General features: G+C 68.4%; 23 protein-coding genes. 9 read left to right on the top strand and 14 right to left on the bottom strand.

The window, feature by feature from the left end; genetic code table 11:
* The 3 genes from KDH83_RS06380 to nhaA all read right to left on the bottom strand — a co-directional run.
* Positions 1-431 (bottom strand): PH domain-containing protein (locus KDH83_RS06380; RefSeq protein ID WP_212313617.1); only part of this gene is annotated, 431 nt, incomplete at its 3' end.
* A gap of 126 nt (positions 432-557) precedes the next feature.
* Positions 558-947, bottom strand: a complete 390-nt coding sequence (locus tag KDH83_RS06375; RefSeq protein WP_212313615.1) for a DUF488 family protein — start codon at positions 945-947, stop codon at positions 558-560.
* Positions 948-1021: 74 nt separating this feature from the next.
* Positions 1022-2260, bottom strand: a complete 1239-nt coding sequence (gene nhaA, locus KDH83_RS06370) for a Na+/H+ antiporter NhaA (protein ID WP_212313613.1) — start codon at positions 2258-2260, stop codon at positions 1022-1024.
* 1007 nt (positions 2261-3267) lie between these two features.
* On the opposite strand from nhaA, the gene KDH83_RS06365 reads away from it, so the two are divergent.
* Positions 3268-4374, top strand: coding sequence for a glycosyltransferase (locus tag KDH83_RS06365; protein WP_249204888.1), 1107 nt, complete (start codon positions 3268-3270; stop codon positions 4372-4374).
* A 24-nt stretch (positions 4375-4398) separates the two neighbouring features.
* Here KDH83_RS06365 and KDH83_RS06360 read toward each other — a convergent pair whose 3' ends face one another.
* The 4 genes from KDH83_RS06360 to KDH83_RS06345 form a co-directional block, all read right to left on the bottom strand.
* Positions 4399-4863 carry an HIT family protein gene (locus tag KDH83_RS06360; RefSeq protein ID WP_212313610.1) on the bottom strand — a complete coding sequence of 155 codons (465 nt, stop codon included), beginning with the start codon at positions 4861-4863 and terminating at the stop codon, positions 4399-4401.
* Between the two features lie 49 nt (positions 4864-4912).
* The gene (locus tag KDH83_RS06355) at positions 4913-5362 is read right to left on the bottom strand and encodes a GNAT family N-acetyltransferase (protein WP_103271544.1); all 450 of its coding nucleotides are present in this window, start codon (positions 5360-5362) and stop codon (positions 4913-4915) included.
* Positions 5363-5384: 22 nt separating this feature from the next.
* Positions 5385-6851, bottom strand: a complete 1467-nt coding sequence (pap, locus tag KDH83_RS06350) for a polyphosphate:AMP phosphotransferase (RefSeq protein ID WP_212313609.1) — start codon at positions 6849-6851, stop codon at positions 5385-5387.
* Between the two features lie 122 nt (positions 6852-6973).
* Positions 6974-7837 (bottom strand): MBL fold metallo-hydrolase, encoded by an 864-nt coding sequence (locus KDH83_RS06345; protein WP_212313608.1) that lies wholly within the window; start codon positions 7835-7837, stop codon positions 6974-6976.
* Between the two features lie 150 nt (positions 7838-7987).
* Between KDH83_RS06345 and KDH83_RS06340 the strand changes: the two genes are divergently transcribed.
* From KDH83_RS06340 to KDH83_RS06320, 5 genes are read left to right on the top strand one after another with little or no spacing between them, the layout of a single operon-like run.
* Entirely contained in the window at positions 7988-8338 is a 351-nt protein-coding gene (locus KDH83_RS06340) for a metalloregulator ArsR/SmtB family transcription factor (protein WP_212313607.1), read from the top strand.
* Complete coding sequence (locus KDH83_RS06335) at positions 8335-8766, top strand: YeeE/YedE family protein (RefSeq protein ID WP_212313606.1); 432 nt, start codon at positions 8335-8337, stop codon at positions 8764-8766. The genes KDH83_RS06340 and KDH83_RS06335 overlap by 4 nt, the downstream gene beginning before the upstream one ends.
* A gap of 1 nt (position 8767) precedes the next feature.
* Entirely contained in the window at positions 8768-9190 is a 423-nt protein-coding gene (locus KDH83_RS06330) for a YeeE/YedE family protein (protein ID WP_212313605.1), read from the top strand.
* A 31-nt stretch (positions 9191-9221) separates the two neighbouring features.
* Positions 9222-10460: an FAD/NAD(P)-binding oxidoreductase gene (locus tag KDH83_RS06325; RefSeq protein WP_212313604.1), complete on the top strand. Its 1239-nt coding sequence runs from the start codon at positions 9222-9224 to the stop codon at positions 10458-10460.
* 14 nt (positions 10461-10474) lie between these two features.
* Positions 10475-11290 carry a sulfite exporter TauE/SafE family protein gene (locus KDH83_RS06320; protein WP_212313602.1) on the top strand — a complete coding sequence of 272 codons (816 nt, stop codon included), beginning with the start codon at positions 10475-10477 and terminating at the stop codon, positions 11288-11290.
* A 35-nt stretch (positions 11291-11325) separates the two neighbouring features.
* On the opposite strand, the gene KDH83_RS06315 is transcribed toward KDH83_RS06320, so the two are convergent.
* The 7 genes from KDH83_RS06315 to KDH83_RS06285 form a co-directional block, all read right to left on the bottom strand.
* A complete protein-coding gene (locus tag KDH83_RS06315) occupies positions 11326-12594 on the bottom strand; it encodes an AMP-binding protein (RefSeq protein WP_212313601.1) in 1269 nt (422 codons plus the stop codon).
* Positions 12595-12680: 86 nt separating this feature from the next.
* The gene (locus tag KDH83_RS06310; protein WP_103271535.1) at positions 12681-13526 is read right to left on the bottom strand and encodes an ABC transporter ATP-binding protein; all 846 of its coding nucleotides are present in this window, start codon (positions 13524-13526) and stop codon (positions 12681-12683) included.
* A 268-nt stretch (positions 13527-13794) separates the two neighbouring features.
* Entirely contained in the window at positions 13795-15135 is a 1341-nt protein-coding gene (locus tag KDH83_RS06305) for an ABC transporter substrate-binding protein (RefSeq protein ID WP_212313600.1), read from the bottom strand.
* A 164-nt stretch (positions 15136-15299) separates the two neighbouring features.
* Positions 15300-16364 (bottom strand): branched-chain amino acid ABC transporter permease, encoded by a 1065-nt coding sequence (locus tag KDH83_RS06300; RefSeq protein ID WP_212313599.1) that lies wholly within the window; start codon positions 16362-16364, stop codon positions 15300-15302.
* Positions 16365-16388: 24 nt separating this feature from the next.
* Positions 16389-17318: a branched-chain amino acid ABC transporter permease gene (locus KDH83_RS06295; protein WP_103271532.1), complete on the bottom strand. Its 930-nt coding sequence runs from the start codon at positions 17316-17318 to the stop codon at positions 16389-16391.
* 11 nt (positions 17319-17329) lie between these two features.
* On the bottom strand, positions 17330-18127 hold the full coding sequence (locus tag KDH83_RS06290; RefSeq protein ID WP_212313598.1) for an ABC transporter ATP-binding protein: 798 nt from the start codon (positions 18125-18127) through the stop codon (positions 17330-17332).
* An 11-nt stretch (positions 18128-18138) separates the two neighbouring features.
* A complete protein-coding gene (locus KDH83_RS06285; protein ID WP_212313597.1) occupies positions 18139-20115 on the bottom strand; it encodes an AMP-binding protein in 1977 nt (658 codons plus the stop codon).
* 164 nt (positions 20116-20279) lie between these two features.
* Here KDH83_RS06285 and KDH83_RS06280 point away from each other — a divergent pair, with 164 nt between their 5' ends.
* The 3 genes from KDH83_RS06280 (at position 20280) to KDH83_RS06270 (ending at position 22244) form a co-directional block, all read left to right on the top strand.
* On the top strand, positions 20280-20987 hold the full coding sequence (locus KDH83_RS06280) for a Crp/Fnr family transcriptional regulator (RefSeq protein ID WP_212313596.1): 708 nt from the start codon (positions 20280-20282) through the stop codon (positions 20985-20987).
* Positions 20988-21146: 159 nt separating this feature from the next.
* A complete protein-coding gene (locus KDH83_RS06275) occupies positions 21147-21623 on the top strand; it encodes a MarR family transcriptional regulator (protein WP_103271528.1) in 477 nt (158 codons plus the stop codon).
* A 195-nt stretch (positions 21624-21818) separates the two neighbouring features.
* Positions 21819-22244, top strand: a complete 426-nt coding sequence (locus tag KDH83_RS06270) for an organic hydroperoxide resistance protein (protein WP_103276239.1) — start codon at positions 21819-21821, stop codon at positions 22242-22244.
* Positions 22245-22298: the final 54 nt, after the last annotated feature.

Below are 22298 nucleotides of genomic sequence, written 5' to 3'. Positions count from 1 at the left end.
GGGTTGTTGGCTGGCTTGCGCGCGTCCACGGCCTGCTGCACGCGGTTGGTGAACGGCACGATCGATTTCTTCCAGACGTTGGTGATCTGGTAGGTGCCGGAGCTGTCCCGGATGTGGATGTCGCCGAACAGCCAGCGGGTGGTGAAGGAGACGGAGCTGACTTTGTCCAGGTCTATGACGGCCTGGCGCAGCCCATAGACCATGCCCTTGTCCAGGAAAATGATGCGCCGGTCGGTCAGGGTGATGAGCCAGGTGTCGTTGTTCATCAAGCCCGTGGCGAAGGCCAGCACTTGTTCGCCATCCTGCAGGATGTGCGGTACGTGGTCCAGTTCCTTTTTGGAGAGGAACTGGGTCTCGCGCATTTCCGTGGCGATATCGTTGTAGCGCGCCCTGAGTTGTTCTGGCGTAGCGGTCTTGAAGTCGAAGTCCATCGATGCTCTGCGGGGTTGCGGTGCGGGGCTCAAGCCGCGCATATCTTACGTTAAGGATGCGAAAGATTGCGCCCGCAGGCATAGCGGCGCGAGTGCGCCCGAAGAGTGGCGCTGGCGGAGCGGGTATCAGGCCGCGCGCCCGCCGCCCTTGCGCGCATGCGCCAGCAGCGCTTCCCGCAGCGCCACGGCCTGGTTGTGTTCAGTATTGCGCGCGCCATAGAGCAAGGTCAGCGGCCGCTTGCCGGCGGCTTGCAGCAGCGCGCTCATGCGGGCCTGTTGTTCGGGCGCGGCCAGTTCCGCGTTGTAGCGCTTGCGGAATTCGTCCCAGCGTTCGTCGACGTGGCCGAACCATTTGCACAGTTCGGCGGACGGGGCGATGTCGCGCGCCCATTCGTCCAGGCCCAGGTCGGCGCGGCGCAGGCCGCGCGGCCACATCCGGTCGACCAGGGCCTTGTAGGCCTCGTCCGGGCCGGTGCCTTCGTAGATGCGTTGGATGGAGATCGCGGGCGCTTTCATGGCCGCTCCTGGATGGGCGTTGCGGCCAGTCTACCGCAACGCCCGAGCCGCCCGCGCGGCCCGGAAACGGGACTTCAGCGGGTGGGGGCGGCCGTGGCCGGCGTGGCCGCCGGCGCCGCGCCGCCGCTCGCGCGCAGCAGCGCGAAACCGACGATGGCCGAGGCCAGCGAGCCGGTCAACACGCCGAGCTTGTTGGCGTCCACGGCGGCCGGATCGGTGAAGGCCAGCGCGCCGATGAACAGGCTCATGGTGAAGCCGATGCCGCACAGCAGCGCCACGCCGTACAGCTGCGCGTAGCTGGCGTGACGCGGCAGGGTCGCCACGCCGGCCTTGATGGCCAGCCAGGCGAAGCCGAACACGCCCAGCTGCTTGCCCAGGAACAGCCCCAGCGCGACGCCCAGCGGCACCGGCTGCGCCAGGCTGTCCAGGCCCATGCCGGCGAAGGACACGCCGGCGTTGGCGAAGCCGAAGATCGGCACGATCAGCAGCGCCACGGGCTTGTGCAGCGCGTGTTCCAGCGCGTGCAGCGGCGAGTGCGCGGCGGGCGCGCCCTGGTTCTGCGGGCGCAGCGGGATGGCCAGGGCCAGCGCCACGCCGGCCAGCGTGGCGTGCACGCCGGATTTCAGCACGAAGTACCACAGCACCACGCCCAGCAGCAGGTAGGGCGTCAGCCGCAGCACGCCGGCGCGGTTCAGGCAGAACAGGCAGGCCAGCAGCGCGGCGGCCATGCCCAGCGCGAACAGGTTCAGCTGCGACGTATAGAACAGCGCGATGATGATGATGGCGCCCAGGTCGTCCAGGATGGCCAGCGCGGTCAGGAAGATCTTGAGCGAGGTCGGCACGCGGCTGCCCAGCAGCGCCAGGATGCCCAGCGCGAAGGCGATGTCGGTGGCGGCGGGGATGGCCCAGCCGCGCAGCGTGCCGGGGCTGCCCAGGTTGATCAGCACGTAGATGATGGCGGGCATGACCATGCCGCCCAGCGCGGCGATGCCGGGCAGCACGATGCGCGAGGCGCCGCGCAGTTGGCCGTCCAGCACTTCGCGCTTGATCTCCAGGCCGACCAGCAGGAAGAACACGGCCATCAGGCCGTCGTTGATCCAGTGCAGCACGGATTCCTTGAGGACGACGGGGCCCAGGCTGAAGCCGAGCTTGGCGCCCAGCGCGTCGAAATAGGCCGGCGCGAGGCCGCTGTTGGCGACGATCAGCGCCACCAGGGCGGCGAGCATCAGGACGTAGCCGCCGAGGGCTTCGGATTTCAGGAACGCCTGCAGGAACGAGGCGGACCGCGGGGCGGGAGGGGCCGGATGGCTCACTTGGACTCCTTTACTACCTTTCGGTGAGTACGCGGCGAACGGCGACGGCGAGGGGCGGCGGCTCCATGCCGTGGTTCGGGTTGAGGATGGCTTGCCGGGCGGATCCGCCGCCTGGGCGAACGGCAGCCGGAAGGCGCCGGGATCCCTGGCAAAGCTTACTTGGCGCGGCGGGCGCCGGGAATGCGCGTGGTCTGGCGGGACGGCGCGCGAGGCGTCCGGCGCGGGCCGGACGGCCTGCGCCCGCAGTTCGGTCGCGGGCGCACGGAACCTGAATTCTACCTGAAAGATGGAGAATATGTTCCACAAAATCATGCATGTTCCGTGAAATCCGTGCGAACAGGGCGCTAATTTAATTACCGGTCTCCCGCTACCATCGCCAGCGTTTCCTCTGGGCGCACGCGGCAGGCGGCGGCGCAATCGCCGCGCCTGTCCACGCCGCCCTGGCTTTTTTTTCAGGACCGCCGCCGATGTCATCCTCCTCCCGCAACCCGCATGCCATCCAGGCGTCACGGACGCCGCTGCTGGCCCGCCTGCCGGCGATCCAGACGCTCAGCTACCAGCAGCCGGGGGCGCGAGGCGCGCCGCTGCTGGTGGATGCCGGCCCGGAAGTGTTGAGCGCAGATGTCGGTTCCGGGGCGGGCCGGGCGCTGTCCGAACTGCCGGGCGGCTATCGCCTGGATACCTTGCTGCCTGGTCCGCGCCTGCAGGCCTGGGCCCGGGGCGGGGCGCGGTTCAGCCTGTCGCGCGACGGCCAGGTCCAGGTGGGATGGGGACGCCAGCTGGCCGCCACGGAGGTCGAGGCGGCGGGCGGCGGCGAGCCGGGGCTGGCGGTGCTGGAGCCGGAAGAGACCCGCTACCTGGAGGCCTACCTGTTGTGGCAGGGACGGCGCTGGAGCGACGCGGAGGACGGAATCGACGCCGGCCCTGGCGAGGCGAGCGCGTTCGATCCGCTCAGCGGTCAGGCGCGGACCCGCGCTTGCGTGGCCGAATCCGCCGGCCTTTCCGGCCTGCGCATCCTGCACACCGAGGCGGCCACCTCGTTCGGCGGGCAGGAGTTCTGCATCTACAAGGAGATGGTGGCGATGCGCGAGCGCGGCCATCACCTGGAGGCCGTGTGCCAGCCGCAGGCCGAGCTGGGCGGCCGGCTGCGCGAGGCGGGCTTCAAGGTCCACAACCTGCTGATGGACGGGCCGGTGAATTTCCTGCGCGGCGTGTCGGCGCTGCGGCGGGTGCTGCGCGGCGGGCGCTTCGATGTGCTGAACACGCACAGCCGGCGCGATACCGTGCTGGCGTCCATCGGCGCGCGGCTGGCCGGCACGCCGCTGATCGTGCGCACGCGCCACTTGGCCAAGCCGATCAACTCGCTGTACGCCTATACCTGGCTGGCGCACCGCGTGATCGCCGTCAGCCGCTATGTGCGCGGCCAGTTGCTGGAAGGCGGCGCGCGGCCCGAGGCGGTCGAGGTGATCCATTCGCCGGTGTCCATGCCGCCGGAGCGGCCGGGCGCCTGCCTGCGCCGCGAGCTGTCGATTCCGCCGGAGGCCAAGGTGGTGGGCTGCGTGGCGGTGATGCGGGCGGACAAAGGGCATGAGGATCTGATCGAGGCCTTCAGCCGGGTATCGCGCCGCCATGCCGACGCGCATCTGGTGCTGGTGGGCGACGGCATGCCGCTGGCGGAGCAGTTGCGCGAGCGCGTGCGCGCGCTGGGGCAGGCGCTGGCGCGGCGCATCCATTTCGCGGGACGGCGCAAGGATGTGGGCACGGCGCTGCGGGCCTTCGACGTGTTCGCGCTGCCGACGCGGCGCGAGGCCTTCGGCACGGTGTTCGTGGAGGCCGCCGCGATGGGGCTGCCGGTGATCGGCACGCAGGTGGGCGGCGTGCCCGAAACCATGATGCCGGGCCGTAGCGGCCTGCTGGTGCCGCCGAATGATCCGGGCGCGCTGGCGCAGGCGCTGGACCTGCTGCTGGGCGACGCGGCGCTGCGCCGCCGCATGGGCGAGGCGGGCCGGGCGCGCGTGCGCGACCTGGGCCTGTTCACGCCGGCGCGCGTGGCGCAGGACGTGGAAAACGTCTACCACCGCTGGCTGAGCGAACGGCGCGGGACGGCGGCGTAGCGTCGCGCTGACGCTACCCCTGGTTCAATGCCAGAGCAGCGCGTTCATGGCCTCGACCAGGCGGTCGCGGTAGCGCGGCAGCTGCGCCTGCGTGCGCGCCAGCCGGGCCTTCAGCTCGGCAGGCTCGGCGCCCTTGGCGACGCGGGCCGGGGCCCAGATCGGGTCGGGGAAATGGCGGTCGCCGCGCCAGCGCGGGATCACGTGCCAGTGCAGGTGCGGCACCATGTTGCCCAGCGAGGCCAGGTTGATCTTGTCGGGCGACAGGATGGCCTGCTGGGTTTCCTCGACCACATACACGGCCTTCATCAGCAGCTCGCGGCCGTGCGCCGACAGGCTGGTCATCTCGGCCAGGTGGCCGTTCCAGATCACGCGGGTGAAGCCGGGGTAGTCGGGGTCGTTGACCTCGATGACGCGCAGGTGCGGGCCGCGCCACAGCAGCGCGCCGCCTTCTTCCTGGCACAGCGGACAGTCGGGATCGCGGGCGCTCACGGGGTTTTCCTCTGGATCGTGGCCGGGATGCGTGGGACGCGAATGCAGGTCACGGCAGCACCTTGCGATATTGGATGAAGCCGGAACGGTCGGCGATGCGGTCGTACAGCTGCATGGCGGTGGCGTTGGTCTCGTGGGTCAGCCAGTACACGCGCGCGGCGTTGTTGGCGGCGGCCTGGGCGTAGACGTGTTCGATTAGCTTGCGGCCCGCGCCGGTGCCGCGCGCTTCGGGCGTCACGTACAGGTCCTGCAGATAGCAATAGTCGCCGGCGGTCCAGGTGGAGCGGTGGAAGATCCAGTGGACCATGCCGATGGCCTTGCCGCCGTCGTAGGCCAGCGCCACGTGCATGGGCTCGGCCGGGTCGAGCAGGCGATCCCAGGTGTTGCGCGTGACGGCGTCGGCGATGTCGACGCGGTAGAAGTCCTGGTAGCCCTTCCACAGCGGCAGCCAGACATCGAAGTCGGCGGCGGTGGCGGGGCGGATTTCCGTGGTGCTCATGGGCAATGCCTCCGGTTGCGGATCAGCGTGGGTTTTCCAGTGCCTCGACGATGTGGCGCAGCACCTGCAGGCGGGCGTAGCGCTTGTCGTTGGCCGATACCAGGTGCCAGGGCGCGTGGGCCACGTCGGTGCGCGTCAGCATCTCGTTGGTGGCGGCGGCGTATTCCTTCCACTTGTCGCGGTTGCGCCAGTCGTCGGGCGTGATCTTGAAGTTCTTGAACGGCGATTTCTCGCGTTCCTTGAAGCGTTCGAGCTGCACGTCGGGCGTGACCGCCAGCCAGAATTTCAGCACCAGCGCGCCGCTGCCCGACAGCTGTTCCTCGAAGTCGTTGATCTCGGCATAGGCGCGACGCCAGTCGGCGGGGCGGGCCAGCTTCTCGACGCGCTCGACCAGCACGCGGCCGTACCAGGAGCGGTCGAAGATGGCGATGCGGCCCCGGCGCGGCAGCTGGCGCCAGAAGCGCCACAGATAGGGGCGCGAGAGTTCATAGCTGTTGGGCGCGGCGACGGGCGTGATGTCGAACTGGCGCGCGTCCAGCGCATGCGTGACGCGGCGGATCGCGCCGCCCTTGCCGGCGGCGTCCTGGCCCTCGAACACCAGCACCAGCGAGCGGTCCTGGAATTTCTTCGAACGCGCGGCGCGGGCCAGCCGGCCTTGCAGCAGGCCGAGTTCGGACTCGTAGTCCTCGCGGTCGATGCGGGCCTCGTAGTCGAGCTGGCCGAGCCGGTCGACGATGCGCGCCGGCCCGGAATGCGCCACGAAGCTGGGCGGGATGCGCGGCACGCTGCGCTGGCGCATGGCGGCCAGCACGGCCTCGGCCGTGCGCGCGGCGCGCAATTGCTCGTCGGCGCTGGGGATCACGACCCAGGGCGCGTGGCCGCTGTCGGTGTGGTTGATGACGATCTGTCCGCCGTTGCGCAGGCGGTCGTATTTCTTGTGCACCTTCAGGTCGGCGGGGCTGACCTGCCACGAGGTCTCAGGGCTGCTCAGCAGGCGCTCGGCGCGCGCCTTCTGCGCCTGAGCGGACAGGTGGAACCACAGTTTGACGATCTGCACGCCCTCGGCGGCCAGCATGGCCTCGAAGCGGCGGATGGCGGCGGACAGGGCCTCGATGGTGTCCTGGTTGGGCCGCTTGCGCGAGGTCTCGCGCAGCAGCTGCGCGTACCAGGAACCGAACACGATGCCGGTGCTGCCCTTGGCGGGCAGGTCCTTCCAGTAGCGCCACAGCCAGGGGCGTTCCAGCTCCTCGCCTTCGGGCGGGCCGTAGGCCAGCGTCTTGATGTGGCGCGGGTCCATCCACTCGTTGAGCAGGTTGACCGTGGCGCCCTTGCCGGCGCCGTCGATGCCGGCGACCACCACCAGCAGGGATTTTTCCGCCTTCTGCAGGCGCTGGTACTGCGCGTTCAGCAGGGCGACGCGCAGGCGCGCCTCGATGGGCTTGAAGGCTTCTTTGGACAGGCTGGGGTCGGCTTCGGCTTCGGCGAACATGGCTGGGGTCCGCGGCGGGCGGACAGAGGCGTATCGATCGGGCGATCTTGCGGGATATCCCCGCCGCGCGCAAGTGCGCGCGACGCCGGATCCGGGCCGCGCGCCTGCGGTGGGCGCCGGCCTCAGAGCGAGTCGACCGGGATCTTCAGGTAGCGCACGCCATTGTCTTCGGCCGGCGGGAAATGGCCGGCGCGGATGTTGACCTGGATGGCCGGCAGGATCAGCGTGGGCATGCCCAGTGTGGCGTCGCGCCGGGTGCGCATGGCGACGAATTCGTCTTCGCTGACGCCGTCGCGCACGTGGATGTTGGCCTGGCGCTGCTCGGCCACCGTGGTCTGCCAGCGCGCCTCGCGCCCCGCCGGCGGATAGTCGTGGCACATGTACAGGCGCGTGGCGGCGGGCAGGTCCAGCAGCCGCCGGATGGAGCGGTACAGCTGGCGTGCGTCGCCGCCGGGGAAGTCGCAGCGCGCCGTGCCTACGTCCGGCATGAACAGCGTGTCGCCGACGAAGGCGGCGTCGCCCACCAGGTAGGCCATGTCGGCCGGCGTGTGGCCGGGCACGTGGATGGCGGTGGCCTCCAGCGCGCCAATGCGGAAGGTCTCGCCGTCGGCGAACAGGCGGCCGAACTGCGAGCCGTCCAGCGCGAAGCCCCGCTCCAGGTTGAAGATGCGCTTGAACACGCCCTGCACGGCGCGGATGGCGCCGCCGATGGCGATGACGCCGCCCAGCTGCTTCTGCAGGTAGGGGGCGGCCGAGAGATGGTCGGCGTGGGCGTGGGTCTCCAGCAGCCAGTCGGTCCGCAGGCCATGCTGGCGCACATACTCGATCACGCGGTCGGCGCCGGCGGTGCTGGTGCGGCCGGACTTGGGATCGTAGTCCAGCACCGAATCGATGATGGCACAGGCGCCGCCCGGCGCGTCTTCATGGACCACATAGGTGACGGTGGCGGTGACCGGATCGAAGAAGGCCTGGATGATGGCGGGCATGGAGGACGCTCGGATGGGCCGCGCGGGCGGACCGGAATGGGAATGAAGCGCCGGGGCGGCGCTTCAATTTATATTTTTCAATAATATTGTTTGATATTTTATCGGTCAATATAATGATCAAACCCTGCGCTACCGATTGACCCCCGTCAAATGAATGCCTCCCTGACCCAATGCGAAGTCGCCGTGCTGCGCGAATCCGCCTCCCAGGCCTGCGCGCTGCTCAAGGCGCTGGCCAACGAAGACCGGCTGCTGCTGCTGTGCCAGCTGGTCGGCCATGAACGCAACGTGGGCGAACTGGAGGCGCTGACCGGCATCCGCCAGCCCACCCTGTCGCAACAGCTGGGCGTGCTGCGCGACGAAGGCCTGGTGGCGACGCGCCGCGACGGCAAATACGTCTACTACCAGATGGCCAGCTTCGAGGTCAGCCAGGTGATGAAGACCTTGTCCAGCCTGTATTGCGGCAAGGCCATGGATGCCCTGCATCAGATGCCCCAATCATGAATCTGGATTGGAGTGCCTTCACGCCGGGACCGGCCGCGGCCGGCGGCCTGCTGATCGGCGCGGCGGCCGTGCTGCTGATGCTGGGGGCCGGGCGCATCGCCGGCATCAGCGGCATCGTTGGCAATTTGCTGCCGCCCGCGCCGGGCGGCGGCTGGCGGCTCGCGTTTCTGCTGGGCCTGTGCGCGTCCCCCTGGCTCTATCAACTGTACGCGGCCTTGCCGCCCGCCACGATCGAGGCCGGGCCGCTGCGCCTGGTCGTCGCCGGCCTGCTGGTCGGGCTGGGCACGCGCTATGCCTCGGGCTGCACCAGCGGCCACGGCGTTTGCGGGCTGTCGCGCGGTTCGCGTCGCTCGCTGGCGGCCACCGCGCTGTTCATGGGGGCGGGCTTCGCCGTCGTCTACGTGCTGCGCCACGTGCTGGGAGCCTGACATGAAAATCACCAGCGCCCTGCTCGCGGGATTGCTGTTCGGCCTGGGGCTGATCGTGTCCGGCATGGCCGACCCGGCCAAGGTGCTGGGCTTTCTGGACTTGGCCGGCGCCTGGGATCCGTCGCTGGCCTTCGTGATGGCCGGCGCGGTGCTGGCCGCGAGTCTCGGCTATGCATGGCTGCGGCGGCGCGGTCGCGCGCTGGACGGCGGACCGCTGCACTGGCCGCCGCCCGCGCGCGTGGATGTTCGGCTGGCCGTCGGCAGCCTGGTGTTCGGCGCGGGCTGGGGGCTGGCCGGCTTCTGTCCCGGGCCGGCGCTGGTCAACGCCGCCGCCGGCCTGCCGCAGGCGCTGATCTTCGTGGCGGCCATGGTGGCCGGCATGGCGTTATTCTCGGCCCTCGAATACCTGAAGAACCGCCAATAAGGCCGCAAACCGGCCGCCCAGGAGACAAACAATGCAGAAGACGGAGACGGCGCAGCGCGATTTCGACGTGGTGGTGGTGGGAGGCGGATCGGCGGGCATCGGCGTGACGGCCAGCCTGCTGCGGCGCCGCCCCGGCCTGCGCATCGCGGTGATCGAGCCCAGCGACAATCACTACTACCAGCCGGCGTGGACGCTGGTCGGCGGCGGCGCGTTCGATGTCGCCAAGACCGTGCGTCCGACGCAGGCGGTGATGCCCGCGCGCGCGACCTGGCTGCGCGCCGCCGTGGCCGGCTTCGAGCCCGAGTCCGACATCGTGCGCCTGGCCGATGGCCGCGCCGTCAGCTATCGCCAGCTGATCGTGTGCCCGGGACTGCGGCTGGCCTGGGACAAGGTCGAGGGCCTGTCCGACACGCTGGGCAAGCACGGCGTCAGCTCCAACTATCGCTATGACCTGGCGCCCTATACCTGGGAGCTGGTGCGCGGCTTCCAGGGCGGCCAGGCGCTGTTCACCCAGCCCGCCATGCCGATCAAATGCGCCGGCGCGCCGCAGAAGGCCATGTACCTGGCCTGCGACCACTGGCTGCGCAATGGCGTGCTGGGCCGCGCCCAGGTTCAGTTCGACCTGGCCGGCGCGGCGCTGTTCGGCGTGCCGACCTTCGTGCCGCCGCTGATGCGCTATGTCGAGCGCTACGGCATCGCGCTGAACTTCAACTCCACGCTGGTGGCGGTGGACGGCCCGGCGCGCAAGGCCTGGTTCGACGTGAAGAACGCCGAGGGCCAGGTCAGCCGCGTGGAAAAGAACTTCGACATGCTGCACGCGGTGCCGCCGCAATTGCCGCATGACTTCGTGCGCAACAGCCCGCTGGCCGACGCCGCCGGCTGGTGCGAGGTGGATCTGGCCACGCTGCGCCATCCGCGCTACGCCAACGTCTTCGGCCTGGGCGACACCATCAGCGCCAGCAACGCCAAGACGGCGGCCGCCGCGCGCAAGCAGATCGTGGCGGTGGCCGAGAACCTGATCGCCTGCATGGACGGCTACGCCATGCCGGTGAAGTACGACGGCTATGGCTCCTGCCCGCTGACGGTCGAGCGCGGCCGCATCGTGCTGGCCGAGTTCGGCTACGGCGGCAAGCTGCTGCCCACCTTCCCGCTGGATCCGACCGTGCCGCGCAAGAGCGCGTGGTTCCTCAAGGCCACGCTGCTGCCGTGGATCTACTGGAACGGCATGCTCAAGGGCCGCGAGTGGCTGGCCCGGCCGCTGGGCAACTGAAGGGCGGGGCAAGCATGGAAGCAGTATTGGCCGCCAGCGCGGCGCTGGGCGCCTGCGTGGGCCTGATCCTGGGCTTGACCGGCGCCGGCGGCGCCATCATGGCGGTGCCGCTGCTGGTGTTCGGCCTGCATCTGCAAGTGGCGCAGGCCGCGCCGATCGCGCTGCTGGCGGTGGGCCTGGCTGCCGCGCTGGGCGCGGCGCTGGGGCTGCGCGCGGGCAAGGTGCGCTATCGCGCGGCGGGCTTCATCGCGGCCACCGGCATCGTGGTGTCGCCGCTGGGCCTGTGGGCCGCGCGACGGCTGCCGAACGCGCCGCTGGCCGTGATCTTCGCGGGCGTGCTGGGCTGGGTGGCCTGGCGCATGTGGCGCGGCGGCCAGCCCGTCACGGCGGCAGCGCCCGCGCATTGCCCGCCCTGCCTGCTCAACGCCGACACCGGCCGCTTGCGCTGGACCGCGCCTTGCGCGCGGGCGCTGGGCGGCACCGGCGTGACGGCGGGCTTTCTGTCGGGCCTGCTGGGCGTGGGGGGCGGCTTCGTGATCGTGCCGGCGCTGCGCCGCGCCACCGACCTGCCCATGCAGGCCATCGTGGCCACGTCGCTGGCGGTGATCGCGCTGGTGTCGGCCAGCGGCGTGATCGCGGCGGCGGCCGGCGGGCACCTGGAATGGCGCATCGCGCTGCCCTTCACGCTGGCGGCCGTCGCCGGCATGCTGGCCGGGCGCGCGGTGGCCGATCGTTTTCCGCCGAGACGGTTGCAGCAGAGCTTCGCGCTGTTCGCCGCCGTGGTGGCGGCGGCCATGCTGGTCAAGGGGCTGAGCGGGCTGGCGAGCTGAGGCGTCCGGGGGACGTCCGCGCCCGCCGCGCGCGTCTATTCGTAGGTCCGCACGTCGTCGATGACCTTGCCGTCGTTGGGCAGGCCGCCCACGTCCACCCATTCCACGTCGCCGCGCAGCTTGGTCACGTCGCGCAGCGAGTCGGCGATGCGCTTGGCCAGGTCTTCGCCGCGCACGCGCGACTCGGTCTTGAGCACCATGCGGTCGGCGCCGGTGGTGCCGCTGATGACCAGGCGCGCGCGCAGGATTTCCGGATGGCGGCGCAGCACGTCGGCCACCTGCGAGGGATGCACGAACATGCCGCGCACCTTGGTGGTCTGGTCGGCGCGGCCCATCCAGCCTCGGATGCGGGTGTTGGTGCGGCCGCAGGGCGACACGCCGGGCAGTACCGCCGACAGGTCGCCCGTGCCGAAGCGCACCAGCGGATAGTCCGGGTTCAGCGTGGTCACCACCACTTCGCCGACCTCGCCGTCGGGCACGGGCTCGCCGGTGCCGGGACGCACGATCTCGACGATGATGTCCTCGCCCAGCACCAGCCCCTGGCGTGCCGGTGTCTCGAACGCGATCATGCCCAGGTCGGCGCTGCCGTAGGCCTGGTAGCCCTCGATGCCGCGCGCGGCCAGCCAGTCGCGCAGCGACGGCGGGAAGGCCTCGCCCGAGACCAATGCGCGCCGCAGCGAGTCCAGCCGCACGCCGAGTTCGTCGGCCTTTTCCAGGATGATCTTCAGGAAGCTGGGCGTGCCGGTATAGCCGCTAGGCGCCAGGTCGGCGATGGCGCGCACCTGCTGCTCGGTCTGGCCGGTGCCGCCGGGAAAGACGGTGCAGCCCACGGCGTGCGCGGCGGTTTCCATCATGGAGCCGGCCGGCGTGAAGTGATAGGAAAAGCAGTTGTAGGCCAGCTCGCCGGCGCGGAAACCGGCGGCGTACAGCGCGCGGGCGAAGCGCCAGTAGTCGGCGCGCGCGCTTTCCGGTTCATAGATCGGGCCGGGCGAGGCGAACACGCGCAACGCCTCGCCCCAGCCGATGGCCGAGAAGCCGCCAAAGGCCTTGACCGGCCCGGCGGGCGCAGCGGCGTCGTCGCGGCTGTGTTGCTGGCGTTCCAGCAGCTCGTGCTTGCGCAGCACCGGCAGCCGGGCCAGCGCCGCGCGCGAATCGACCGTGGCGGGATCGACGCCGCGCAGCTGCTCGGCAATGGCCGGCGAGCGCGCCATCGCGTGGGCGATGGCGCCGGGGAGGGCGGCCATCAGCTCGCGCTCGCGTTGCTCGGGCGCTCGTGTTTCCAGGACATCGAAAAACTCGGACATGGGATCGCACCCTCTCGTGTTCCGTACTGCGGTGTCGTTGCCGGCGGCGCCGGGACGCGCCCGGCAGCCGCCTTGTGGGGGTATCGCTAGGCCAGCCAGCGCTTGCGGCGGCGGTAGAACTTGTTGTCGCGGAAGCTCTTGCGCTCGCCGCTGGAAATGCCCAGGTAGAACTCCTTCACGTCCTCGTTCTGCGCCAGGTCGGCGGCGGCGCCATCCATCATGACGCGGCCGTTTTCCAGGATGTAGCCGTAGTCGGCGTAGCGCAGCGCGATGTTGGTGTTCTGCTCGGCCAGCAGGAAGCTGACGCGCTCGCGCTGGTTCAGGTCGCGCACGATCTCGAAGATCTCTTCCACGATCTGCGGCGCCAGCCCCATGGACGGCTCGTCCAGCAGGATCATGTTGGGATTGGCCATCAGCGCGCGGCCGATGGCGGTCATCTGCTGCTCGCCGCCCGAGGTGTAGCCGGCCTGGCTGGCGCGGCGCTGCTTCAGGCGCGGGAAATACTGGTACACCCGCTCCAGCGCGGCGGCGGTGTCGCCACGGCTCATGCTGCGCGTATAGGCGCCGGTGAGCAGGTTCTCTTCGATGGTCAGGTGGGCGAAGCAGTGCCGGCCTTCCATTACCTGCACCACGCCGCGCTTGACCAGCTCGGCGGGCGACAGCTTCTCGATGCGCTGGTCGCGGTACTGGATATGACCCTTGGTCACATCGCCGCGCTCGCCCTTGAGCAGGTTGGAAATGGCGCGCAGGGTCGTGGTCTTGCCTGCCCCGTTGGCGCCCAGCAGCGCCACGATGCGGCCTTCCGGCACCTGCAGGGACACGCCCTTGAGCACCAGGATGACGTGGTTGTAGATCACCTCGATGCCGTTCACGTCGAGCAGCACCTTGGGCGTGTCCGCGGCGGCGGCGTTGGCAGTATTGGCGGCGGTCATGATCGTTCCTGCTGCGTGGTGGCGGCCGCCCCGCGTAGGGCCGGCCGCCGGTTCATACAAAAGCTGCGAACTGCTTGTTCGAACTCCACCGCACCGTATGCAACGGGTGCTTCTCAATCCAGGCTCCCGCGGATCCGGCTTTGCCGGTCCGCGCGGAGCGCCCCCTTGAGGGGGGAGCGCCGAAGGCGCTTGGGGGTGGGATCAACCCTCCGGTCCCCAGCGGCGCCCCCCTGGGGGGGAGGCGCCGAAGGCGCTTCGGGGGGGGGATTTACCCTTCACACTTTCTAGCGGTGATGTTCTTTTCCTTGGCATACTTCGCCGCGGCTTCCGTCACCATCGGATCCAGGATGGTCTTGTCGGCCTGGTACCAGTCCGAGACCACCTTGAACTTCGCGCCGTCCCACTGCACGATGCGGGCCCAGTCATCACCCTTGTGATTGGTGCACGAGGTCTTGACCGGACGCATGATCTGGCCGAAGCCCAGCTGGTTCAGCCGTTCCTGGGTCAGGTTCAGGTTCTCGAAGCCCCAGCGCACCTGGTCCGGCGTGAGCGCCTTGCCCTTGCCGAACTTTTCCTGCGCGGTGCGGATCGCCTCGACCTGCATCATCGAGATCATCATGCCGCGCGTGTGGGCGATGGTGCCCAGCGTGGTGTTGCCCGACTTGTCGGAGCCCTGGCCCTTGTCGTAGACGTGCTTCTTCAGATCGTCATAGACCTTGTCGTGGTCGGCGCCGCTGTTGTGGATGGTGATGGCGTTGTAGCCCTTGGCGACTTCGCCCAGGTCCTTGACGTCGCCTTCCGAGCCGGCCCACCAGATCGCGTACATCTTGTCGCGCGGATAGCCGCTGGCCTGGGCTTCGCGGATGGCGGTCGGCGTCATGATGCCGGCGCTCCACAGCAGCACGTAGGCGGGACGCGCCTGGCGGATCTGCAGCCAGGTGGACTTCTGTTCCACGCCCGGCGCCGTCACCGGATACAGCAGCAGCTCGAAGCCTTCCTTGGCCGCGCGCTTCTGCAAGAGCGGGATCGGTTCCTTGCCGTACGGCGAGTCGTGGTAGACCAGGGCGATCTTCTTGCCCTTGAGCTTGGCCATGCCGCCTTCTTTCTTGGCGATGTCCTGGATCATCACGTCGGCCGCCGTCCAGTAGGTGCCCAGCAGCGGGAAGTTCCACTCGAACACGCTGCCGTCGACCGACTGCGACAGGCCGTAGCCCATGGTCTCGACCGGCACCTTGTCGACGATGGCCTTGTCGCTGACCGCGAAGGTGATGCCGGTGGATTGCGTATCGAAGCCCGACGCGCCCGTGCCCTTGCTCTTCAGGCGTTCATAGCATTCCACGCCACGGTCGGTGGCGTAGGCGGTCTCGCACTCTTCGTACGTGATCTTGACGCCGTTGACGCCGCCGTCGCGCTCATTGACCAGCTTCAGGTAGTCCAGCTTGCCGTCGGCCCAGGGGATGCCCAGGGGCGCGAAGGAACCCGTGCGGTACACCAGCAGCGGAACGAACTGCTCTTCCGCCGCCATCGCGGGGGTGGCCACGGCGCCGACGGCGCCGGCCGCGGCCATCACGGCCGCCGCCAACTTCAGGTTAAGACGCTTCATCTCCATTTACCTCCTGCGTGGTGCTTGGGGCGTAGACCCTGGGACACCGGGATTGGCCCGGTCTGGAGCCGGGTATTCAGGCTGCCTCGGCGCGGGCTCATGGCGCCGCGCCGGGCAATGATCAATACAGACGTAATGCGATACCTGCGATTTCGCAGCGGAGCCCGCCCCTAGTGGGGGAAGGGCCAGATGCGCAGTTTCTCCTTGCCGATGCTCCACAGCCGCGCCAGCCCGTGCGGCTCGGCGATGAGGAAGAACACGATCAGCGCGCCGAACACCATGTGCTCGACGTGGGCGGCGGTGTCCACCGACAGCGGCAGGCCCAGCATGTGCGGGATGTTGCTCAGCGCCACCGGCACCAGCACGATGAAGGCCGCGCCGAAGAAGCTGCCGATGATCGAGCCCAGGCCGCCGATGATGACCATGAACAGCAGCTGGAACGAGCGGCTCAGGTCGAAGGCCAGCGGTTCCCAGGAACCCAGGTGGATGTAGCCCCACAGCGCGCCGGCCACGCCGACGATGAAGGAGCTGACCGCGAAGGCGGTGAGCTTGGCGTACATGGGCCGGATGCCGATGACGGAAGCGGCCACGTCCATGTCGCGGATCGCCATCCACTGGCGGCCGATGGCGCCGCGCACCAGGTTCTTGGCCAGCAGGCTGAACACCGCCACCAGGATCAGCACGAACAGGTACTTTTCCATGGCGCTCTGCACCGGCAGGCCGAAGGCGGTCAGCTGCGGCACCGAGACGTTGCCCGAGGACGAGTAGTTGGTGAAGAACGGGATGCGCAGGAAGGCCCAGTCCACGAAGAACTGCGCCGCCAGCGTGGCCACCGCCAGATACAGGCCGCGTATGCGCAGGCTGGGAATGCCGAAGATCACGCCCACGATGGTGGCGAAGCAGCCGCCCAGCAGGATCTGCACGATCAGCGGCATGCCGGGAAAGCGCACGCCGAAGTTCCAGGCCGCGTAGGCGCCCACCGCCATGAAGGCGCCGGTGCCCAGCGAGATCTGGCCGCAGTAGCCCACCAGGATGTTCAGGCCGACGGCGGCCAGCGACAGGATCAGGAAGGGAATGAGGATGGCGCGCAGCAGGTAGTCGCTGGCCAGCGCCGGGACGGCGATGAAGGCGACCGCCAGCAGCAGCCCGATGAAGATGCGGTCCTGGCGGATCGGGAAGATCTGCTGGTCGGCGCGATAGCTGGTCTTGAATTGGCCGTTTTCGCGGTAGAACATGGTTTCTTATCCTCTGCCAGTCGGCTAGACGCGGTCGATGATCTTCTCGCCGAACAGCCCTTGCGGACGGAACAGCAGGAACACCAGCGCCAGCACATAGGCGAACCAGATTTCGATGCCGCCGCCCACCAGCGACCCCAGGTAGACCTCGGACAGCTTCTCGCCCACGCCGATGATCAGGCCGCCCAGGATGGCGCCCGGCACGGACGTCAGGCCGCCCAGGATCACGACCGGCAGCGCCCGCAGCGCGGCCGTGGACAGCGTGAACTGCACGCCGAACTTCGAGCCCCAGATGATGCCGGCCACCAGCGCCACCAGGCCGGCCACGCTCCACACGATCACCCAGATGCGGTTCAGCGGGATGCCGATGGACTGCGCCGCCTGGTGGTCGTCGGCCACCGCGCGCAGCGCGCGGCCGGTGGAGGTGAACTGGAAGAACAGCGCCAGCGCGGCCACCAGCAGCGCGGCGATGACCGCCGCCGTCAGATCTTCAAGGTTGATCAGCAGGCCGCCCTCGAACATCGAGTCCAGGATCATCAGCGGATCCTTGGGCATGCCCACGTTGATCGAATACACCGAGCTGCCGAAGGTGATCTGGCCCAGGCCGTCCAGGAAGTAGCTGATGCCCAGCGTGGCCATCAGCAGCGTGGTGGCTTCCTGGTTGACCAGGTGGCGCAGCACGAAGCGCTCGATGGCGACGGCCAGCAGGAACATGACCGCCGCGCTGGCGATGAAGGCCAGCACGTTGGCCAGGATCATGTTGTCAAAGCCCAGCCAGCGCGGGAACCACTCCGAGAAGCGGGCCATGGATAGCGCGGCCACCAGCACCATCGCGCCCTGCGCGAAGTTGAAGACGCCGGACGCCTTGAAGATCAGCACGAAGCCCAGGCCGATCAGCGCGTACAGCATGCCGCTCATCAGGCCGCCGAATAAGGTCTCTAGAAAAAATCCCATGTCTGTCCGCCTTAATGGGAGACGCCGAGGTAGGCGCGGATGACGTCTTCGTTGGCGCGCACCTCGTCGGGCTTGCCGTCGCCGATCTTCTTGCCGTAGTCCAGCACCACGACGCGGTCGGAGATGTCCATGACCACGCCCATGTCGTGCTCGATCAGCACGATGGTGGTGCCGAACTCGTCGTTGACGTCGAGGATGAAGCGGCTCATGTCCTGCTTTTCCTCGATGTTCATGCCGGCCATCGGCTCGTCCAGCAGCAGCAGGCGCGGCTCCATCGCCAGCGCGCGGCCCAGGTCCACCCGCTTTTGCAGGCCGTAGGGCAGGCGGCCCACCGGCGTCTTGCGGTAGGCCTGGATCTCCAGGAAGTCGATGATGTTCTCGACGAATTCGCGGTGCTGGATTTCCTCGCGCTCGGCCCGGCCCAGGCGGAAGGCCTGGGACAGCAGCCCGCACTTCATGCGCAGGTTGCGGCCGGTCATGATGTTGTCCAGCACGCTCATGCCCTTGAACAGCGCCAGGTTCTGAAAGGTGCGGGCGATGCCCATTTCGGCGGCGCGGCGCGGGTTCATGCGCGAGAAGCGCTCGCCCCGGAACGAGATGCCGCCCTGCTGCGGCGTGTAGACGCCGTTGATGACGTTGAGCATCGAGCTCTTGCCGGCGCCGTTGGGGCCGATGATGGCGCGGATCTCGTGCTCGCGCACATTGAAGGAGATGTCCGTCAGCGCTTTCACGCCACCGAAGGACAGGGAAATGTTCTGCATGTCCAGCATCACGTCGCCGATGCGCTGGTCGCGGTCGATGTCGCTCATGTTTCTGACCTTCAGGCGGCTCGGGCGGTGACGGGGGGGAACTTCTTGACCGGACGGATCTTCAGGTCGGCCGAGATCTTGCCGACGCGACCGTCCTCGAATTTCACTTCGGTCTCGATGAACTGCGATGGCTTTTCGTCGAACAGCGCGTCGATCAGCACGCCATACTTCTGCGCGATGAAGGCGCGGCGCACCTTGCGGGTGCGGGTCAGCTCGTCGTCGTCCGGGTCCAGCTCCTTGTGCAGGATCAGGAAGCGGCTGACCTGCGAGGCGCACAGCTTGGGATCGCTGGCCAGGTCGGCGTTGACCTGCTCGACGCAGTCGGCGATCAATTGGTAGACCTCGTCCTTGCTGGCCAGGTCGGTGTAGCCGGCGTAGGGCATGCCGCGACGCTCGGCCCAGTTGCCCACGGCTTCCAGGTCGATGTTGATGAAGGCGCAGACGTCCTCGCGGTCGGCGCCGAAGGCCACGGCTTCCTTGATGTGCGGGAAGAACTTGAGCTTGTTCTCGATGTACTTGGGCGCGAACAGGCTGCCGTCGGCGAGCTTGCCCACGTCCTTGGCGCGGTCGATGATCTTGAGCTGGCCGTCGGTGTCCAGGTAGCCGGCGTCGCCGGTGCGGAACCAGCCATCGCTGCTGTGCGCTTCCTCGGTGGCGGCGCTGTTGCGGTAGTACTCCTTGAACAGGCCGGGGCTCTTGACCAGGATCTCGCCGTTGTCGGCCACGCGGATCTCCACGCCGGCCACGGGCGGGCCGACGGTGTCGTCGCGCACCTGGCCGTCGGGCTGCACGCAGACGAACACGGAGGTCTCGGTGGAACCGTACAGCTGCTTCAGGTTGATGCCGATGGAGCGGTAGAACACGAACAGGTCCGGGCCGATGGCCTCGCCCGCCGTGTAGGCCACGCGCACGCGGCTCATGCCCAGCGCGTTGCGCAGCGGGCCGTAGATCAGCGCGTTGCCCAGCGCGTAGCGCAGCCGGTCCCAGGGGCCGACGGATTCGCCGTCCAGGATCCGGGTGCCGACGCGGCGCGCCAGCTTCATGCAGGCATGGAACAGCTTGCGCTTGACGACGCCGGCATCTTCCATGCGGATCATCACATGCGTCAGCAGCCCTTCCAGCACGCGCGGCGGCGCGAAGTAGTAGGTGGGGCCGATGTCGCGCATGTCGATGGAGACGGTGTCGGGCGACTCGGGATGGTTGACCGTGAAGCCCGTGACCAGCAGCTGCGTGTACGAGAACATGTTCTGGCCGATCCAGGCCGGCGGCAGGTAGGCCAGCACGTCTTCGCGGTCGGTCAGCTGCTCCATGTCGGACACCGCGCGGGCGCGGTCGATCAGCGCATGATGCGTGAGCACCACGCCCTTGGGCTTGCCGGTGGTGCCGGACGTATAGAACATGGCCGCCGGATCATGCGGCTTGACGGCGGCGACGGCGCGGGCGAAGAAATCGGGATGCTGCGCGGCGTATTCCTGGCCCAGCGCTTCCAGCTGCTCGTAGGACATCAGCATGGGGTCGGCGTAGTGGCGCAGGCCGCGTGGGTCGTCGTACACCACGCGCTGCAATGCCGGGCACTGTTCGCGCACCTCCAGCATCTTGTCGACTTGTTCCTGGTCCTCGACCACGGCGACGCTGACCTCGGCGTCCTGCAGCACATAGACCATTTCCTGCGCGACGGCGTCCTGGTACAGCGGCACGGGAATCGCGCCCAGCGATTGCGCGGCCATCATGGCCATGTAGAGACGCGGGCGGTTCTCGCCGATGACGGCCACGTGCATGCCGGGCCGAATGCCGGAGGCTGCCAGGCCGTGCGCGACCTGGCGCACGTGTTCGGCGACCTGCGACCAGGTCAGCGTCTGCCAGATGCCGAGGTCTTTTTCCCGTATCGCGGGCCGCGTCCCGCGTTGCTGTGCATGCGCGAGCAGCAGCGCCGGGAAAGTGTCCGACGCGGCCGGCATCGATGCGGATGCGGGCGAAGAATGTGCCACGTTGTCTCCTCCGGTTTGGGCGCAAGGGCCGGATACCGAGTAGGCGACCGGGGCAGAGCGCTTGACCAGTTGGTTTTAGATTTACGGCAGGAGTTAAGGTATAAGGTTGGGTTGCCGCCAACTGTCACCATCGCGACATTCAAGGAACTTTTAGGGTATTCCCGATGCAGCTATCAGACTCCCTGCAACTCGCCGCGGCCTGGTTCCGCGTGCTCGACGGCGAGCAGAAGTCGCGGGTCGAGCGGGACCTTACCGTGCAGCAGGCGAGCGCCGGATCGATCATAGAGCGCAAGGGCGAACTCGCCCAGGCCTGGATCGGCGTGCTGGGCGGCCTGGTGAAAGTGTCGGTGGGCAATGCCGAGGGCAAGGTCGCTTCGCTGACCGGCGTGCCGGCCGGCGGCTGGATCGGCGAGGGCTCGCTGCTCAAGCGCGAAGTCCGCAAATATGACATCGTCGCGCTGCGCGATTCGGTGGTGGCGCGGCTGCCGGCGGCCACGTTCGACTGGCTGCTGGACACCAGCATCCCGTTCAACCGTTATCTGCTGCATCAATTGAACGAGCGCGTGGCGCAGTTCATCGGCAAGGCCGAGTACGACCGCCTGCTGGATCCGGACGCGCGCGTGGCGCGCTGCCTGGCCGAGCTGTTCAACCCGCTGCTGTATCCGGGCATGGGCATGCGGCTGGCCATCACCCAGGAAGAAGTCGGCTACCTGGCGCGCGTGTCGCGCCAGCGCGCCAACCAGGCCTTGCGCAAGCTGGAAGAGGCGGGGCTGCTCACCGTGGAGTATGGTGCGGTGCGGGTGCTGGACCTGGATGGCTTGAAACAGTACGGTTCGGACCGCGAGGCGGTCGAGGGCGAGACGGCGGCCTGACGCGATGGCGCCGCGAGGCAGCGACGGCCTGGCGATGGCAGGCTGAAGTGGCTTCGGGGTTGGCGCGGACGAGGCCCGTGTCGCGATACGCCAGGCCATGAAAGAAAAATGACGCGGACGGGTGTTGACATTAAATAGTGCGCTATTTAATATTGCGCCATGAAATCCCGATCCAAGTCCCTCGCCAAGCCGGCCAAAGGCGCGTTCAACCCGCTGCTGCTCGACAGCCAGCTGTGCTTCGCGTTGTATTCGACCTCGCTGGCGATGAACAAGGTCTACCGCAAGCTGCTGGGCGGGCTGGACCTGACCTATCCCCAGTACCTGGTGATGCTGGTGCTGTGGGAAGGCGACGGGATCACGGTCACGGACATCGGCGAACGCCTGTTTCTGGATTCCGCCACGCTGACGCCGCTGCTCAAGCGGCTGGAAGCCGCAGGGCTGGTGAGCCGCACGCGCGCCCAGGCCGACGAGCGCCAGGTGATCGTGGCGCTGACGCGCCAGGGCCGCGAGCTGCGCGAGCGCGCCGAGGCCGTGCCGCATGCCATCGCCGCCGCCGCGCAATGCTCGCTGGACGAGGCGCAGGACACGATGCGTGCGCTGCACGGCCTGCGCGAGAAGCTGGTCGCCAGCCTGTGATGACGTTGCAGTGAAAGGGAGGTACAACAGGTGTTCGATTTCGTTTTATAAGTAGCGCGCGATATAGTCGTTTGCTACTGATTTGATCGCGCCAGGCCGCAAAGCCGGTCTGGCGCCTTGCGGTCCAGGCAGTGCTCCGCCGATGTGGAATCCTTCCCCGGCGGCTTCGTTTTCCACTTGAACAGGGAATCCATCATGTCCATCGAAAAAGTCCTCTACCGTGCCAGCGCCACCGCCACCGGAGGCCGCGAAGGCCGTGGCGTCAGCGACGACGGCGCGCTCGACGTCAAGCTGACCACCCCGCGCGAGCTGGGCGGCGCCGGCAACGCCGGCACCAACCCCGAGCAGCTGTTCGCCGTGGGCTACTCGGCCTGCTTTCTGGGCGCGATGAAGTTCGTCGGCGGCCGCGACAAGATCGCCATTCCGTCGGACGTGTCGGTCAACGGCGTCGTGGGCATCGGCCCCATCCCGACCGGCTTCGGCATCGAAGTCGAGCTGAAGATCTCGCTGCCGGGCATGGACCGCGCCCAGGCCGAAAAGCTGGTGGCCGCCGCCCACATCGTCTGCCCGTACTCGAACGCCACGCGCGGCAACATCGACGTGACGCTCACCATCGTCTAAGCGCCGCAACCACGAAAAGAGGGCGGATCCCGCAAGGGGTCCGCCCTTTGCACG

The sequence above is a fragment of the Achromobacter sp. Marseille-Q0513 genome (assembly GCF_018195695.1).
In the GTDB taxonomy this organism is placed as follows: domain Bacteria; phylum Pseudomonadota; class Gammaproteobacteria; order Burkholderiales; family Burkholderiaceae_B; genus Achromobacter.
Note: the sequence above shows the minus strand (reverse complement) of the source record. Positions and strands in the feature narration are given on the sequence as shown.

What these genes read in the sequence shown, in the direction of transcription:
- KDH83_RS06375 (WP_212313615.1), bottom strand. Translation starts at nt 947, where the DNA reads ATGAAAGCGCCCGCGATCTCCATCCAACGCATCTACGAAGGCACCGGC.
- KDH83_RS06310 (WP_103271535.1), bottom strand. Translation starts at nt 13,526, where the DNA reads ATGACCGCCGCCAATACTGCCAACGCCGCCGCCGCGGACACGCCCAAG.
- KDH83_RS06295 (WP_103271532.1), bottom strand. Translation starts at nt 17,318, where the DNA reads ATGGGATTTTTTCTAGAGACCTTATTCGGCGGCCTGATGAGCGGCATG.
- KDH83_RS06275 (WP_103271528.1), top strand. Translation starts at nt 21,147, where the DNA reads ATGAAATCCCGATCCAAGTCCCTCGCCAAGCCGGCCAAAGGCGCGTTC.
- KDH83_RS06290 (WP_212313598.1), bottom strand. Translation starts at nt 18,127, where the DNA reads ATGAGCGACATCGACCGCGACCAGCGCATCGGCGACGTGATGCTGGAC.
- KDH83_RS06330 (WP_212313605.1), top strand. Translation starts at nt 8,768, where the DNA reads ATGAAAATCACCAGCGCCCTGCTCGCGGGATTGCTGTTCGGCCTGGGG.
- KDH83_RS06315 (WP_212313601.1), bottom strand. Translation starts at nt 12,594, where the DNA reads ATGTCCGAGTTTTTCGATGTCCTGGAAACACGAGCGCCCGAGCAACGC.
- KDH83_RS06345 (WP_212313608.1), bottom strand. Translation starts at nt 7,837, where the DNA reads ATGCCCGCCATCATCCAGGCCTTCTTCGATCCGGTCACCGCCACCGTC.
- KDH83_RS06270 (WP_103276239.1), top strand. Translation starts at nt 21,819, where the DNA reads ATGTCCATCGAAAAAGTCCTCTACCGTGCCAGCGCCACCGCCACCGGA.
- KDH83_RS06355 (WP_103271544.1), bottom strand. Translation starts at nt 5,362, where the DNA reads ATGAGCACCACGGAAATCCGCCCCGCCACCGCCGCCGACTTCGATGTC.
- KDH83_RS06280 (WP_212313596.1), top strand. Translation starts at nt 20,280, where the DNA reads ATGCAGCTATCAGACTCCCTGCAACTCGCCGCGGCCTGGTTCCGCGTG.
- KDH83_RS06340 (WP_212313607.1), top strand. Translation starts at nt 7,988, where the DNA reads ATGAATGCCTCCCTGACCCAATGCGAAGTCGCCGTGCTGCGCGAATCC.
- KDH83_RS06335 (WP_212313606.1), top strand. Translation starts at nt 8,335, where the DNA reads ATGAATCTGGATTGGAGTGCCTTCACGCCGGGACCGGCCGCGGCCGGC.
- pap (WP_212313609.1), bottom strand. Translation starts at nt 6,851, where the DNA reads ATGTTCGCCGAAGCCGAAGCCGACCCCAGCCTGTCCAAAGAAGCCTTC.
- KDH83_RS06305 (WP_212313600.1), bottom strand. Translation starts at nt 15,135, where the DNA reads ATGGAGATGAAGCGTCTTAACCTGAAGTTGGCGGCGGCCGTGATGGCC.
- KDH83_RS06300 (WP_212313599.1), bottom strand. Translation starts at nt 16,364, where the DNA reads ATGTTCTACCGCGAAAACGGCCAATTCAAGACCAGCTATCGCGCCGAC.
- KDH83_RS06325 (WP_212313604.1), top strand. Translation starts at nt 9,222, where the DNA reads ATGCAGAAGACGGAGACGGCGCAGCGCGATTTCGACGTGGTGGTGGTG.
- KDH83_RS06320 (WP_212313602.1), top strand. Translation starts at nt 10,475, where the DNA reads ATGGAAGCAGTATTGGCCGCCAGCGCGGCGCTGGGCGCCTGCGTGGGC.